This is a genomic window from Enterobacter sp. I4, assembly GCF_022669095.1.
Classification (GTDB): Bacteria; Pseudomonadota; Gammaproteobacteria; order Enterobacterales; family Enterobacteriaceae; genus Enterobacter; species Enterobacter pasteurii.
On sequence record NZ_JALBUO010000001.1, the window covers coordinates 907069 to 921094 of the forward strand.

General features: G+C 52.8%; 12 protein-coding genes and 2 pseudogenes. 6 read left to right on the top strand and 8 right to left on the bottom strand.

What is annotated here, in order from left to right; genetic code table 11:
- Positions 1–2: 2 nt before the first annotated feature.
- Both hisD (MOQ06_RS04260) and MOQ06_RS04265 read right to left on the bottom strand, forming a co-directional pair.
- On the bottom strand, positions 3–1325 hold the full coding sequence (gene hisD / locus MOQ06_RS04260) for a histidinol dehydrogenase (RefSeq protein WP_176609693.1): 1323 nt from the start codon (positions 1323–1325) through the stop codon (positions 3–5).
- 76 nt (positions 1326–1401) lie between these two features.
- On the bottom strand, positions 1402–2640 hold the full coding sequence (locus tag MOQ06_RS04265) for an MFS transporter (protein ID WP_242171407.1): 1239 nt from the start codon (positions 2638–2640) through the stop codon (positions 1402–1404).
- A 306-nt stretch (positions 2641–2946) separates the two neighbouring features.
- Between MOQ06_RS04265 and MOQ06_RS04270 the strand changes: the two genes are divergently transcribed.
- The 5 genes from MOQ06_RS04270 (at position 2947) to MOQ06_RS04290 (ending at position 8893) form a co-directional block, all read left to right on the top strand.
- Entirely contained in the window at positions 2947–4017 is a 1071-nt protein-coding gene (locus tag MOQ06_RS04270) for a LacI family DNA-binding transcriptional regulator (protein ID WP_242171418.1), read from the top strand.
- Positions 4014–4985 (top strand): nuclear transport factor 2 family protein, encoded by a 972-nt coding sequence (locus tag MOQ06_RS04275; RefSeq protein ID WP_242171420.1) that lies wholly within the window; start codon positions 4014–4016, stop codon positions 4983–4985. Before MOQ06_RS04270 ends, MOQ06_RS04275 begins: the two co-directional genes overlap by 4 nt.
- A gap of 106 nt (positions 4986–5091) precedes the next feature.
- Positions 5092–6234, top strand: a complete 1143-nt coding sequence (locus MOQ06_RS04280; RefSeq protein ID WP_242171430.1) for an ester cyclase — start codon at positions 5092–5094, stop codon at positions 6232–6234.
- Positions 6235–7530, top strand: a complete 1296-nt coding sequence (gene hisD / locus MOQ06_RS04285; protein WP_193356653.1) for a histidinol dehydrogenase — start codon at positions 6235–6237, stop codon at positions 7528–7530.
- A 52-nt stretch (positions 7531–7582) separates the two neighbouring features.
- Positions 7583–8893 (top strand): amidase family protein, encoded by a 1311-nt coding sequence (locus MOQ06_RS04290; protein WP_242171432.1) that lies wholly within the window; start codon positions 7583–7585, stop codon positions 8891–8893.
- 331 nt (positions 8894–9224) lie between these two features.
- On the opposite strand, the gene MOQ06_RS04295 is transcribed toward MOQ06_RS04290, so the two are convergent.
- The 6 genes and pseudogenes from MOQ06_RS04295 to MOQ06_RS04320 all read right to left on the bottom strand — a co-directional run bounded on the left by MOQ06_RS04295 (position 9225) and on the right by MOQ06_RS04320 (position 13636).
- Positions 9225–9833: a hypothetical protein gene (locus MOQ06_RS04295; RefSeq protein ID WP_242171437.1), complete on the bottom strand. Its 609-nt coding sequence runs from the start codon at positions 9831–9833 to the stop codon at positions 9225–9227.
- 16 nt (positions 9834–9849) lie between these two features.
- Positions 9850–10045, bottom strand: a pseudogene (locus tag MOQ06_RS04300) (tyrosine-type recombinase/integrase); the annotation flags it as partial.
- A pseudogene (locus MOQ06_RS04305) lies at positions 10035–10412 on the bottom strand (integrase arm-type DNA-binding domain-containing protein); the annotation flags it as partial. The pseudogenes MOQ06_RS04305 and MOQ06_RS04300, both read right to left, overlap by 11 nt.
- Positions 10413–10773: 361 nt before the next feature.
- Positions 10774–11967 (bottom strand): hypothetical protein, encoded by a 1194-nt coding sequence (locus tag MOQ06_RS04310; RefSeq protein ID WP_046888468.1) that lies wholly within the window; start codon positions 11965–11967, stop codon positions 10774–10776.
- A gap of 5 nt (positions 11968–11972) precedes the next feature.
- Positions 11973–13001 carry a site-specific integrase gene (locus MOQ06_RS04315; protein WP_046888467.1) on the bottom strand — a complete coding sequence of 343 codons (1029 nt, stop codon included), beginning with the start codon at positions 12999–13001 and terminating at the stop codon, positions 11973–11975.
- Positions 13002–13003: 2 nt separating this feature from the next.
- Complete coding sequence (locus MOQ06_RS04320; RefSeq protein WP_023972316.1) at positions 13004–13636, bottom strand: helix-turn-helix domain-containing protein; 633 nt, start codon at positions 13634–13636, stop codon at positions 13004–13006.
- Positions 13637–13752: 116 nt separating this feature from the next.
- Between MOQ06_RS04320 and MOQ06_RS04325 the strand changes: the two genes are divergently transcribed.
- Positions 13753–13995 carry a Rha family transcriptional regulator gene (locus MOQ06_RS04325; protein ID WP_032636666.1) on the top strand — a complete coding sequence of 81 codons (243 nt, stop codon included), beginning with the start codon at positions 13753–13755 and terminating at the stop codon, positions 13993–13995.
- The last annotated feature ends 31 nt before the right edge of the window (positions 13996–14026 follow it).

Here is a 14026-nt window from a genome sequence, read left to right on the forward strand (position 1 = left end):
AATTACACCTTTTCCCGCACCGGGGCAGGCGCGGCGTAGGGCACCTCGGTCTGGCCGTAACGGCGCACGCGAATGTTGGCCTGCTCGGCATGACCGGCGAACCCTTCCAGCAGCGACAGGCGTGAGCAATAGCTGCCGATTTCGGCGGTCGCTTCGTCGCTAAGGACTTTCTGGAAGGTGCAGGTTTTCATGAATTTGCCGACCCACAGCCCGCCGGTGTAGCGCGCGGCTTTTTGCGTCGGCAGCGTGTGGTTGGTGCCGATCACCTTATCGCCATAGGCAACGTTGGTGCGCGGGCCGAGGAACAGCGCGCCATAGTTGGTCAGGCTGGCAAGGAACCAGTCGTCCCGGTCGGTCATGACCTGAACGTGTTCGGAAGCAATACGATCCGCCTCCACCAGCATCTCGTCGTAGCTCTCGCACACGATAATTTCGCCATAGTCCCGCCACGACTGGCGGGCGATGTCGGCGGTAGGGAGTTTTTCCAGCAGCCGTTCCACTTCGCCGAGCGTCTCTTTCGCAAGCTGAAGCGAGTTCGTCAGCAGGATGGCGGGCGTGGTGACGCCGTGTTCCGCCTGGCCCAGCAGGTCCGTGGCGCACATTTCCGCATCAACGGTTTCATCGGCGATCACCAGCGTTTCCGTCGGACCGGCAAACAGATCGATACCTACCCGGCCAAACAGCTGGCGCTTGGCCTCCGCGACGAAGGCGTTGCCGGGGCCCACCAGCATATCGACCGGCGCCAGCGAGCCGGTGCCCAGCGCCATTGCGCCAATCGCCTGAATGCCCCCCAGGGCATAAATTTCCGTTGCTCCGGCCATTTTTTGTGCCGCGACGATGGCGGGAGCAGGCTCGCCGTTAAACGGCGGGGCACAGCTGACGATCCGTGAGCATCCCGCCACGCTGGCGGTGATGATCGACATGTGGGCGGAGGCGAGCAGAGGATATTTTCCGCCGGGCACATAACACCCTACGGCGTTAATCGGAATATTTTTATGCCCGAGAATAACGCCGGGGCGCGTTTCAATTTCCAGATCCCGCAAACACGCTTTCTGCGCGCGGGCAAAATTCGCCACCTGCTGCTGGGCGAATTCAATATCCTGAATATCCTGGCGGCTTAGCTGCTTAATGCAGCGGTCAATCTCCGCTGGCGTCAGGCGATAATCCTGACGGTCATAGCGATCGAATTTAATCGATAATTCGCGGATGGCTTTATTCCCGCGCTTTTCTATATCTGCAAGTATGTGTTCAACCGTTTCTCTTATTTGCTGGCTGGCCTGCTGGCGTTCTTCGGTAGATTTACCGCTTTTCAATTTCCACGACACGCGTAACTCCTTACCTTTTTCAGATGACAGATGCCCTCCCGGCGAGCCGGGATAGGTTATTTATATTCAGAATGCGTTATCGATCCGGTGCGGCTGCGTACGCGCCGTTTTTTAATAACCGGGTCGATTTTTGTGCCTTGCGGGTATATACCCAGCGGACGGACAGCGGTGTGGCAATGGCGGCAATAACGGAAAGGGCGGCAATTAATATATAACCGGACGACAGGTTAATATGCTGCATCATGACGCCCATCATCACCGGCCCGACAAACATGCCGCAGGAATAGATGGTCTGGAATAACCCCATCCGCGTGGATTGCTCGTCGGAGGTCGTATTCACCACGCTAAGCGACATAAAGGCGGCAAAGGCCATGCCGAACGAAAAGCCTGCCAGCGCCTGCCACAGGTAAATGACGTACATATTGCTGGTGAAGGGGATGCCGAAGGTGGAGACCACCTGTAAGACGATGCCGAGCACGGCGGTTTTAACCAGACCAAGGCGCTGATAAAACACCGAGCTGCACAGGGCGATAGCCAGCCCGTAAAACAGAAGGTGGATGTTTCCGAGCACCGCGAGGATCCCCGCCCGGGCGCCGAGCTGTTCGGCGTAGACCGGCGTCAGCGTGTCGCGGGTGGCGAAGGGAACCAGGATCACGACGGTTGCCAGAATGCCGAGCAGCCAGACGGAACGGTCGGCCAGCTGCTGGCGCGCGCCGGTGATGCAGGCCTTAAGCGTGGGGGCCTGCACCGGGTCGTGCACGTCCTGGATACGGGTCGTCAGGATCAGCGCGACCAGGGCAGAAATGCAGGAGACGAAGAAGGCGATATTGTTCGCAAAGTAGTGAATCAGCACCGCGCCAATGCAGTTGCCGAGAAACACGCCGACGGGGCCGGCCAGCGCCAGCAGCGCGACGGCGGCAGGGGCTTCGTCGCGTTCGAAATAGCGCATAAACAGGATGTTGTACAGCACCCAGGTCGCCGCCGTGACGCCGTCGGCCGCTTTCGCTATATACAGCGTGATGGCGTTGGGCTCAAGCCAGGCAATTGGCCAGGCGATAATCGGCAGCACCAGACCAATCTGGATAAATATCCTGCGGCTCTTTACCACGTCGGAAATAATGCCGAGCGGGAAGCGTATAAGCAGGGTTGCCAGCCCGGAGGCGCCCATGACGATCCCCATGATCTGTGGCTCTATACCCTGGTTGATCATCATGGGTGCCAGAAAGGCATCAATGCTGTGAATACAGATGAAGAACAGAATGCTGATAATGAAAAAGAGCCGGGCTTCCCGACGGCGTAACAGTGCTCGCAACATGGTTCTGAACCTCTTAAAAAGTAATGGGTTATCACCAGCCAAGTACGACGTTTACCGGTTCAGTCCTTTGGGCGACTCCTGTTCTCTCCGGTACCATGACGGTATAAAAACGCTTTGCATACGTATTCAAGAATTGAAGTTACGAGAAGGTTTCATTTTTGTAAAGTGATCTCGATCTTGTTGTGAGAATTTTAATTTTTTGTGTTGCATACGCATGCAAAGGTGGTGTAAGTATAAAAAACACCCACTCGCTGAGGCGTTTGAACAGGCCGGAAAGGGTGGGGCGTTGATAAGGAATCAGGGGTAATGAAACGTAAGACTTTTGCAGCAGTCACATCCCAGCAGGTCGCGCAGCTGGCGGGCGTATCGCAATCCGCAGTGTCGCGAACGTTTACGCCGGGAGCCAGTATTTCGCCGGCGACGCGTGAAAAAGTGCTGAAGGCGGCGCGGGAGCTAGGGTATCGCCCGAATGCGATAGCCCGTTCGCTCAACACGGCGCGTTCGCGCATTATCGGCGTGGTGATCTCCTACTTTGACAACCCCTTTTACTCGCAGGTGCTGGAGGCGCTGGCACAAAAACTGGACACGCTGAACTATCACCTGCTGCTGTTTGTCGGCGACCGTGAAGGCAACGTCGACCGTATTTTTGACCAGATCATGCAGTACCGGGTAGATGGCATTGTGCTGGCCTCGGTGACGCTGTCGCTGGAGCTGTCCGAAGAGTGCCTGGCTGCCGGAATACCGGTGGTGCTGTTTAACCGCAGCGAAGAGAGTGGAATGGCCTCCAGCGTAAACAGCAATAACGAAGCGGCGGCGCGGCAGATTGCCGAGTTTTTGCTGGCGGGCGAGCATCAGCGTTTTGCCTATGTGGGCGGCGTGGCGGATTCCCCGGTCAATATTGCCCGCCAGCGCGGGTTTATCACCACGCTGGAAGAACACGGCATTACCGACGTGCGGGTAGTGCACGGCAATTACGATGTCCAACAAACGACCCGGGCAGCCTACGCCCTGTTTTCGGCGTCGCCTGCGCCCGATGCCGTCTTCGTGGCTAACGACCATATGGCCGTCACGGTGATGGACGTGGCGCGCTACGAGTTTGGGCTGCGCGTTCCGGAGGAGGTATCCGTTGTCGGGTATGACGACATCGGCCCTTCCGGCTGGCCCTCCTATGCGCTCACCTCGGCATCACAGCCGGTAGGCGCGATGGTGGACGCCACGGTGGACCTGTTGATGAAGCAAATTGACAGCGGAACCATCGAGCCTGAACAGATTACGGTGCCCGGCACGCTGGTGATACGCCACTCGGCGCGCCGTCCGCGCAGCGGCGTTATCGAAACCAATGGGGTTACGCTTTACCAGTTAAAGGAGCGCAAATGACCAGATTGCGGGGCTTCAGCCCACAGTTCGACACTCTCCAGCAGTTCATTTTGACGCTCACGCATGTGGTGTGGGAGCAGAAGGATATCGGACAGCTGGCGGATTTTTACGCCACCCCGGTGGTCTTTACCACCCCTGAAAAACAGCTGCACGAGCTTCCCCAGTTTATGCGCCTTACGCTTGAGGCGATGCACAGCTTCCCGCAGCGCACGGTGCTGACCGAGGATATCCTGTGCAGCCAGAATCCGGGCGAGGAGCACTACGCCGCGCAGCGCACCGTTGCCCGGATCCAGCACCAGGGCGAGGGGTTTTTTGGCCCCCCGACCGGTAAAAACGTCTGGGTACGCACGTGGGCCGATCGCCTTTGCGTCGACGGTGCCGTGCGCCAGGAGTGGTTGCTCCAGGATCGCGCGGCAATCGTGGCGCAGCTGGGGCTGGATATCCGCGAGTTTGCCTTTAACCTCGCGAGCATGCGTCAGCAGCTTGGGGTGGAGTCGGTGTCTGCCGAGACGCTGGACGCCCGCTGGGCGGGCGGGCCTGACGGCGATGATGTGGAAGGGGCGCTGGCAGGCGTGGTGGAGCGCTATCTGACGATGTGGGCGGGCGGCAACAGCGGCGTGGTGCCCGGTTTATATCATCCTGCGGCGACGCTGTACGCGCCCGGCCACTGCATCTGTACCGGGGAACAGGACATTGGCGCACAGCTTTCCGGCTACCGCGCCTCATTTGCCGACAGCGAGACGCAGCTTCATCACCTGATCGTGCGTAAGGATCCCAACGAGCCAGTCCGGCTTTCCTTGCGCTGGTCGTTATTAACCTGGCATGACGGTTACGGCAAATTTGGCGCACCAACCCGTAAACCCGTTTCCGTAACCGGCATCAGCCAGCTTGAATTACGCGATGGATTAATTTTCCGGGAATATCTGGGTATTGATGAATTAGCGATTTGGTCGCAACTCTTTAATTAACAGGGGCGGCAGCGCCCTTATTCTGGCTGCCACTACTTTTCGCGTTTAATTCACCCTCACTTACGGGTGCGGGTTTTTATTGTCTGAAAACAGAGCAGGAGTTTATATGTCTTCAACTGAAGCAACAAATAAAGCACCAGCCGTACCCGAAAAAAACAGCGTGAAAGCGTTAAAAGACGAGCCGGTATTACAGGTTGAACGTCGAGATTTTGTCGACCTGGTACCGGAAAAACGCCCGCGCGTACAGTCGTTACGCGGCTTTGATGACTGCTACACCGATATTGTCGATTATATCGTTCGCTGCACCCATAAAATATGGGACGAGCGCGACGTCGGCTTAATTTATTCCCACTATACCCATAACTGCGTACTGTATAACGCGCTGGGCACATTATATAACCGCGAGCAGGTCGTTCAGGATACGCTGCAACGCTTAATTGCCTTCCCGGAGCGGCGGGGCATGGCCACCCAGGTTATCTGGAACGGGAATGATGTGGACGGTTTTTATACCTCTCACCTGGTGACGGGAAGCGGGCGGCATACCCAGCACAGCCATTTAGGCAAGCCGACAAACCGCACCTTCGTAACCCGTACCGTGGCGGATTGTATGATCCACGAAAACAAAATTTACCGGGAGTGGGTGGTCAGCGACAACATGTCGTTGATGAAGCAGCTCGGCCTGGATACCGATCGCATCGCGTTTGATATGGCGAAAGAGCAGTTTGATAAAGGCTTCCGCGTTATGGACATCGGCGAAAATGGCCGCATGCTGGGGCAGTATCCGCCGGAGATGGAATGCGATGTTTCGCTTGCGCACACCGATACGGAAGAGCAGTGCCTGCGCTGGCTGCACGAAATTTATAATCGCCGTATGTTCGGCAAGATCAAAGAGGTTTACGCGCCGAACGTGCAGTGGCACGGGCCGCTGATGAAGGAGCTGTACGGCACGGCGGCGGTGACGCACCAGACGCTGGCGCTGGTAGGGATGATCCCTGACGGCGCGTGGCTGCCGCAGCATATCTGCTCTAACCCCTGCGACGAAGGCGGCGTGAAGGTGGCGGTTCGCTGGATTATCGAGGGCCATCATCTGGGCTACGGAGAGCTGGGCAGGCCTACCGGAGAACGCCTGTTCGTGATGGGCATGTCGCACTACCATATCGTTAACGGAAAAATTGTCGACGAGTGGATCGTTTATGACCACCTTGCGCTGCTGGCGCAAATCAAACTCGGCCAGATGGAGGATGCGTAAATGAGCAATCAGGTGAGCTGGATTAAGCGCCCGCAGGGGCAGGATGCACAGGCCGACCGTTCGCTGACCGATAAGGTCAGCGCCATTATCGAACGCGTCAAAACCGAGGGCGACGCGGCGCTGAGAGACTTCTCGCAGCAGTTTGATAACGTCGTGCCGGCGCAGTTTGAGGTGAGCGAGCGGGAGATCGCCGAAGCGCTGGAAGGGATGGATGACCGGACGCGTCGCGACAGCGAGTTCGCCATTAGTCAGGTGCGTCGTTTTGCACAGGCGCAGCTGGCGACCATGCAGCCGCTGGAGGTAGAGACGCTGCCCGGCGTGCATCTTGGTCACCGGATCATCCCGGTGCAGACGGTGGGCTGCTACGTGCCGGGAGGGCGTTATCCGATTCTCTCCGCGCCCGTGATGTCGATCGTGCCTGCGACGGTCGCGGGCTGCGAGCAGATTATCGCCTGCCTGCCGCCGGGCGCGCATCCGGCGATGATCGCGGTCTGCCACCTGGCGGGGGCGCATCGCATTTTCAAAGTGGGCGGCGCGCAGGCTATTGCGGCAATGGCCTGGGGAACGGACAGTATTCCGTCGGTGGACAAAATTGTTGGACCCGGCAACGCCTTCGTTAACGAAGCGAAGCGCCAGGTGTTTGGTAAAGTCGGCATTGACGCGCTCGCCGGGCCGAGCGAGATTTTCACCATCGCTGACGACAGCGCCGACCCGCGTATTCTTGCCGCCGATATGCTGGCGCAGGCGGAGCACGATATTCACACCCGCGTTGGGCTGGCGACGACCAGCAGGGATATTGCAACGCGTACCCTGGCGGAAGTTGAGCGTCAGCTCGCCAGCCTGCCAACGGCGGCAACGGCTGGCGAAGCGTGGCGCCGGCAGGGGGAGATTGTGCTTTGCGAAGATGAAGCGCAGCTGATTGCCTTTGCCGACCGGATGGCGACGGAGCATTTGCAGGTTCATACCCGCGATCCGCACGCCACGGCTGCGAAGATCCGCAACTATGGCTCGTTGTTTATCGGCCAGAACGCCAGCGTGGTGTTCTCCGATAAATGTTGCGGCACTAACCATACGCTACCGACGATGGCGGCGGCACGTTATACCGGCGGGCTGTGGGTGGGGGCGTACGTCAAAATCTGTACCCATCAGTGGATTGACGAGCAGGGCATCCCGGCGATTGCGGAGCCGGCGATCCGCCAGAGCCGTACGGAAGGCATGCAGGGGCACCGACGGGCGGCAGAAATCCGCCTGCGTCCGCAGGACATCGACGCCATTACCAGCGGCATGCGGGACTAAACGATACGCCGGGCAGCTTTCTGCCCGGTTTTAGCTGGGAGAACCTGAGGCTATGAAGCGCCTGCTACCGCCAGACGACGTTCCGGAAGAGATCGCCCGCCGTCTTGAAACCATCCAGCGACACCGTGCGCTCAACGCGATCCTCGGCGTTAACCCTGACGCCATCTCTCAGGCGCAACGGTATCAGCAGCTGCGTCGGCGCGGCGTGCAGGTTGGCCCTTTGCACGGCGTTCCGCTGATCGTTAAAGATAATATCGCCTGCGCGCCGATGCCGGTTACCCTTGGCTGCCGCGCGCTGGCCTCGCTCGGTGCGACATCGGATGCGCTTGTCGTACAGCGGCTGCGCCGGGCCGGGGCGATTATTCTCGCCAGGGCCAATATGTCCGAGTTTGCCTTTGACGTGCGATCGCGAAGCTCGCTGGGTGGAGACGTAGCGAATCCGCTTTGGCCGTCGGTGACGGCCGGAGGCTCCAGCGGAGGCTGCGCCGCCGCGGTCGCGGCCGGAATGGCCGATGGCGCGCTGGGCACCGATACCGGCGGCTCCATCCGCATTCCCTGTAGCTATACCGGGCTGGTAGGGCTTCGGCCCGCATTTCGCCGGGCGCAGCTAGACGGCGTTGCGCCGCTGTCGCCGAGCAAAGACACCGTCGGGCCAATGGTACATAGCGTTGAAGATGCCGCGCTGCTGCATGCGGTCATCCACGGATTTTCTCCGGTAACCCTACCGGCGCGCCCGCTGAACGGCGCCCGGTTCGGTGTGGTTACCGCGCTACAGGGAGAGGATGAAGCACAGCTGGCGGTGTGGCAGGCGGCGCTACACGCGCTGAGCCGCGCCGGGGCGACGCTGGTGGAGGTATCACTACCTTTGCTGGACGACGTAAGGCAGGCGACGTGCCTGAGCCTGTATGAATTTCGCGTTGCGTTTGACCGCTGGCTCGCTAAACAGCCGGGTGCGCCATCAGGGCTCGCGGAAATTGTGGCCTCCGGCGCTTTCCTGCCCGAGTTCGCGCCGTTTCTGAAGCAGATGCTGGCCTGCGATACGCTGAAAACCCCGCTCTGGCTGGCGGGACGGCGCCTTCAGCGCCTGTTGCGCCAGAGCCTGTGCCAGGTAGCGGCGGAGCAGCGCATCGATGGCTTTTTATATCCCACCGTACAGCGTCTACCGGACAGCATGGCGAAGATGCCGCCCGGGTGTGCGCCGGAGCTTGCCGCCATCAGTGGTCTGCCTGCAATAACGTTGCCGTGCGGCGTGAACGTTAATGGGCTGCCGGTGGGGATGGAGATTCTATCGCCGCAGGAGGACGAGACGGCGCTGATGGTGCTGGCGCTGGCGTGCGAGCGGTGCTTTAGTCGCGATAAATAAGATGAAGAGATTTTGAGGTTGGTTGCATATTGAACAGGTGTGTTTTTGGGACAGGAAAAGTTGCTCAGGCACAAAAAAGCCCGCAGGGCTTACGCCGTGCGGGCTTCCAGTACTTCATCGGATGACTCTGGTAATCACCGATGGAGAATTTTGGTGGAGCTGGCGGGAGTTGAACCCGCGTCCGAAATTTCTATATTTCACTTTTAGTATAATTAAATCAGTGTGTTACGTATAAAATAGGGAGTTAGTATTATTCCATATTCGTTCGTTTTACGCTTTTTTAAAGCTCTGCCGCCATTTCGTCGCCAAGTTTCTGACACACTATGAGGCATTATCGGTTAGATTTGATGGTCTTTTCTGCGATGTTTATGGTCGAAAGTTTATGTAAGAAAAACAGACCTGTACTGATTCCCATTAATACACAGTATGCAGCCAAACCAAATTTAAGCATAGTTGATGACTCGTTTATTTTTTCAACCAAACCACTGCTGAGCATTGTGCTATACATGAACGGCATTGCAACTACAAAGCCGCTCATAAAATAAATGATGAGGCTAACTATTTCTACGGCTTTTCGCCAAATCCAAAAACTATATCTTTTTTTAGTCCACTGAAATATTGTTGAGTTATCACTAACATACAAAAGCTTTTGACACTTACTGTAATTATCAATATCTGTTACTGGATCTTTGGACCGCAAAAGTATTCTCCTCTGTTCTGGTGTCAGATTTGAATCTTTTGTTAATGCTGAAATGCCGTATTCTTCAGCAATTCGCTTATAATTTTCGTCGCTTGTGTTTTTATAGAGACTGTATGCGAACTCGCTAATCGCTTTTCTGGAGTTAAAGACTTTGTCCCTTCTATATATCCATCCCGCCCTCAACCCAATGATTGATACTATCACTGGAAGCAAAGGGGAAAAGTTTTTTAGTAATTCCATAATGCTTAGATCCATCCTAACTACTCCGAGTATAATTTAAATTAGCTAAGGGATTTTCAGTTCCGGCATATTCCAGATAGTCGAGCGCAAAGTGAGTGTAAACCATCGTCATTTTTATATTGGCATGGCCTAACACATCATGTAGAACACAATATGTTCCCGCCATTCATCATAAAGTGACTGGCGAATGTATGGCGATTCATAGTCCTCTGTCACGTTGGCTTTCTTCACATTCCACCATCGTTCAACTACGAGTTGGAAAATATTGGTTTTAGCTTCCAGCGAACTGCGAAATTGTTCTTGCTGATGTTCCTGAGGGTCAATTTGTTTCGCCAGGAGAGAGCGAGACTCTGCCCGATAGTTTCTGGCATCGGCAAGCGTAACTGACGGGTAGGAGCCAATGCTCTTTTTCGCTCGCTTCTTGGTGACGGGGCGAATGTAGCGAAATTGCCAGATTTTACTCCCGCTGGATTTGATCGTTAGCTCAAGGTCATCGCCATCATAGAGCACATAGTCCGCTTCCTTGGGTTTGGCTGATTCGATTTCCTTAACGGAGAGAGGTTTGGTTTGTCTTGCCATGCCGGGTTTCCATAGTTTTAGTCACCTCAAAAACAATAAAGCTTTATGAGGTGCCTAACAAGGTGCCTAAAAGGTTCGGATTTAATTAGTTGGCATCAGACTTCGCGGGACAAATTGAGGGCACAAAAAAGCCCGCAGGGCTTGCGCCGTGCGGGCTTTCAGGACTTCATCGGATGACTCTGGTAATCACCGATGGAGAATTTTGGTGGAGCTGGCGGGAGTTGAACCCGCGTCCGAAATTTCTACATACCATTTATACTATAGTAAAAACAGCAAGTTATGTTTTAAAACAATGCCTTAGTATTATTTTGTATTTGTTCGTTTTACGCTTTTTTAATGCCCTGTCGCCAAATTGCCGCCATCATTTCTTATCTTTGATTGAATCGTATTCAAGAAGGTTGTCCATACACTTCTCTAACCTATAGAAATCAGTCAAAGGATAAAGATTGACAATGTTGTCATCAAAACTTTGCATACCTGATATACGCTCTTTCGTTCTTAAGAATCTTGAGGCAGACTTAACACCATCATCTTCACTTGGTTCAAAGGAGTAATCTAAAGTTTTTAGTACCTGCCATGAAACGGGGGGAGTAAGCTTGAACATTTTTACTAGCTTAGGACAAAAATCTTTTGTTATGGTTTGCTGATATGTAACTTTAGGAGGAAGAACAACGTTAATAGATTTTTCTCCATGGTTTGTTTTAATCATTCTTGTCGATCTGTATGCAATTCCGACAATGTTTGATTTATTTCTGCGGCTAATCCATTGCATTAATAAATTTGGAATTATATATTCCTGAGTGAATGAGGTGCTGCCATTAATCTTTGCAAAACTACAAGCGTAAATGAGTGGCATTAAACAAATGTAAGACATCTTTGTGATATACGACATTTTGTCATTATCAGTCTTACCATAGAAACGTGAGTAGAGAATTTCCGAGCTGAAATCTAATATTTTGGAACTCTCTTCACTGGATATAAAAGAGGATATATATAACTTATCAAAATCAGGTTTATCCATTTCAAGCCAACATACATATAGGGATGAGCCTAAATATAAACAGGGTAGGCCAGCAACCGAGTATCTTTGAGCGTTTACCAGGTGCCTCTTAGAGAATGGTATATGAAAGATTTCATTTCTATTTTTTACTGCTGTATCAGATTTTCTAACCCTGAATAAAGGCCTTGAAGAATTGCAAATATTCTCTAAGGGGATCGATATTTTTTGGATATAGTTAGCTGTGTATCGTTCAGAAAATGTTCTGTCGAAAGTATCATATGAGGATTTGATATCACCTGACAAAAAATACTCTAAAGAACTCACAACGCCAAAGTATATTCTTGTTATTCTATCCAGTTTAGATCTCAATCTCCGAGATAATTCATTGTCATTATCTTCTATATAATCATTCAAGGCATTAAAATAAATTTCACATTTATTCTTGAAATCATTTATAATATCTGTCTTAACAGTGAAAGGAAGTTTTAAATCTTCTGTTCTTACAAGACTTTCAAATAAATCATTAAAATCATCATGTATATATTCGGTTTCCATTTATATTATCCTTTAGAATAATTTAATGAATATAACGGATTTTTCGTAACTGCATCTTCCAAATGATCAGGAGCAAAGTGAGCATAAATCATTGTCATTTTTATATCGGCATGACCCAGAATATCGCGCAATACCAGTATGTTTCCGCCATTCATCATAAAATGGCTGGCGAATGTATGACGCAGCACGTGAGTACATTGGCCTTCAGGCAAGTCGATACCAGCTCTTTTTACTGCGCGCTCAAAAGCTTTTCTGCAGGGCGTGAATAGCTTACCTCTATTTTTGGGCAGCTCGTCATACAGATCCTGAGATATCGGTACGGTTCGGTTTTTCTTACCTTTGGTTTTGGTATAGGTGATCCGGTATTTAGATAACTGGTGGCCCTGCAGGTTTTCGGCTTCACTCCACCGCGCGCCGGTGGCGAGGCATACCTTTGCGATCATTAACAGGCTGGGGCTTTGAGAATCAGCGCAAGCATCAAGCAGGCGTTTAATTTCGTCTTGGGCAAGAAACGCCAGTTCCCCCTCTGCGATTTTGAATGTTGGTAGACCGGCAAGCGGGTTAGGCGCTGACCAGTGGCCCAGCTTTTTCAGGGTGCCAAAAACGGATGATAAGTTACGCTGTTCCAGGTTTACCGTGCGGGGCTTTACTGGCGACATCAGCGCGCCGTCTTCGTTACGTACTTCACCTTTTAACCGTGCTTCGCGATATTTTGTAAAGTCACCGGCGGTTAACTCAGAGGCGACGGGATCGCCGAGGCCATTGCAGATAATATTCAGTTTCGCCATTAGGCGCTTGGGGTCTGCGAGCGTCTGGCCGTAAAGGGAGTGCCACTGCTCAATCAATTCTGACAAACGCCGCCGATCTTCCTTTTCACCCAGCCACGGCTTTTTGTTCACTTCATCCATGGTGAAGTTTTCGAATGCTACAGCCTCGCCCTTTGTCGCAAATTGCTTGCGCACGCGCTTGCCGTCACGCCCGTTCGGGTAACACTCACACAACCATTTTCCGTTCGGCTGTTTTCTGATGGTCATGGTTAGATGCTCTTAATGACTTTTACTGCGCGGCCTACTACCTCAACATCATCTACGGCGCATTCAAAGGATGCTTCATCCTGATGAACCACAATTTTATTGCCAGGGATGCGAGCAATCTTAACCAAGCTTTTAACGCCGTCGATGTCTACCAGCCAATAACCATTGCTGATTTGTTTCACAGAGGTATCCACAACAAAGCTATCACTAGCTGTTTTTACAAAAAGTGAGTTGGACGATTCACCATCCAGCAGTCTGCTATCGAGAAGGATTTCATCACTCGGATGCAGTTCGCCGTTCTTCAGTTCAGCATGTTTGATACTGGGAGCCACGATTTTAGAAAGTGGTCTTACCGTGACGGAAGTTTCGTTTTTGAGATTCTTTTCTTCGTTCTCACTCGCATACATATCTCCCTGACCGGTAGCCAACCAAAGAAGGGAAATTCCTGTTTCAAGGGCGCATTGAATTACCCATTCGGCGGGGAAACTATCTCTTAAGTATCTGTTAGCCATAGTGCTTTTCGATACGTCCAGATGTTCGCAGAGCTGCTGACGTGAGCTGAAATTGTAGGCCTTAATAAGCCTGTTGATTGCATCACGCCCACCACTATCATTTCCCGCCTTGATTAAACTCATAATCAAACCCCTTGACGTATATAAAAAGTGATCCTAATATCCGCTCATGGTTTGAAAAGCAAAACCAAACCACATAAAACGAGATGAAACGAAAACAAACTAAGAGATACTGCACTATGAGCACAGATATTTCAATTCGTGTACCAAAAGAGATGGCTACGCCTGCGGAATTTGCTGAATGGGAAGGCATTTCACGCGGTTCTGTGTATCAAAAAATTCACCATGGCCAGCTTGCTAAATACATGGTTAAGAAAGAAAAAAATAAGGGTCGTGTAAGCCTGCGTTACTTGATGTACAAAACCGATCAGGTTCGTGAGTCCCTTGGTCATTCCAACTTCCGCGTTGTTGTTGGTCAGTAAGTTCAATTATGAGAACTTTCTAAGGGGCTCG

Bases quoted from the DNA above. Each gene is read 5' to 3' on its own strand.
- MOQ06_RS04310 (WP_046888468.1), bottom strand. From the start codon at position 11,967: ATGGAAACCGAATATATACATGATGATTTTAATGATTTATTTGAAAGT.
- MOQ06_RS04275 (WP_242171420.1), top strand. From the start codon at position 4,014: ATGACCAGATTGCGGGGCTTCAGCCCACAGTTCGACACTCTCCAGCAG.
- MOQ06_RS04320 (WP_023972316.1), bottom strand. From the start codon at position 13,636: ATGAGTTTAATCAAGGCGGGAAATGATAGTGGTGGGCGTGATGCAATC.
- MOQ06_RS04295 (WP_242171437.1), bottom strand. From the start codon at position 9,833: ATGGAATTACTAAAAAACTTTTCCCCTTTGCTTCCAGTGATAGTATCA.
- MOQ06_RS04290 (WP_242171432.1), top strand. From the start codon at position 7,583: ATGAAGCGCCTGCTACCGCCAGACGACGTTCCGGAAGAGATCGCCCGC.
- MOQ06_RS04270 (WP_242171418.1), top strand. From the start codon at position 2,947: ATGAAACGTAAGACTTTTGCAGCAGTCACATCCCAGCAGGTCGCGCAG.
- MOQ06_RS04315 (WP_046888467.1), bottom strand. From the start codon at position 13,001: ATGACCATCAGAAAACAGCCGAACGGAAAATGGTTGTGTGAGTGTTAC.
- hisD (WP_193356653.1), top strand. From the start codon at position 6,235: ATGAGCAATCAGGTGAGCTGGATTAAGCGCCCGCAGGGGCAGGATGCA.
- MOQ06_RS04280 (WP_242171430.1), top strand. From the start codon at position 5,092: ATGTCTTCAACTGAAGCAACAAATAAAGCACCAGCCGTACCCGAAAAA.
- MOQ06_RS04325 (WP_032636666.1), top strand. From the start codon at position 13,753: ATGAGCACAGATATTTCAATTCGTGTACCAAAAGAGATGGCTACGCCT.
- MOQ06_RS04265 (WP_242171407.1), bottom strand. From the start codon at position 2,640: ATGTTGCGAGCACTGTTACGCCGTCGGGAAGCCCGGCTCTTTTTCATT.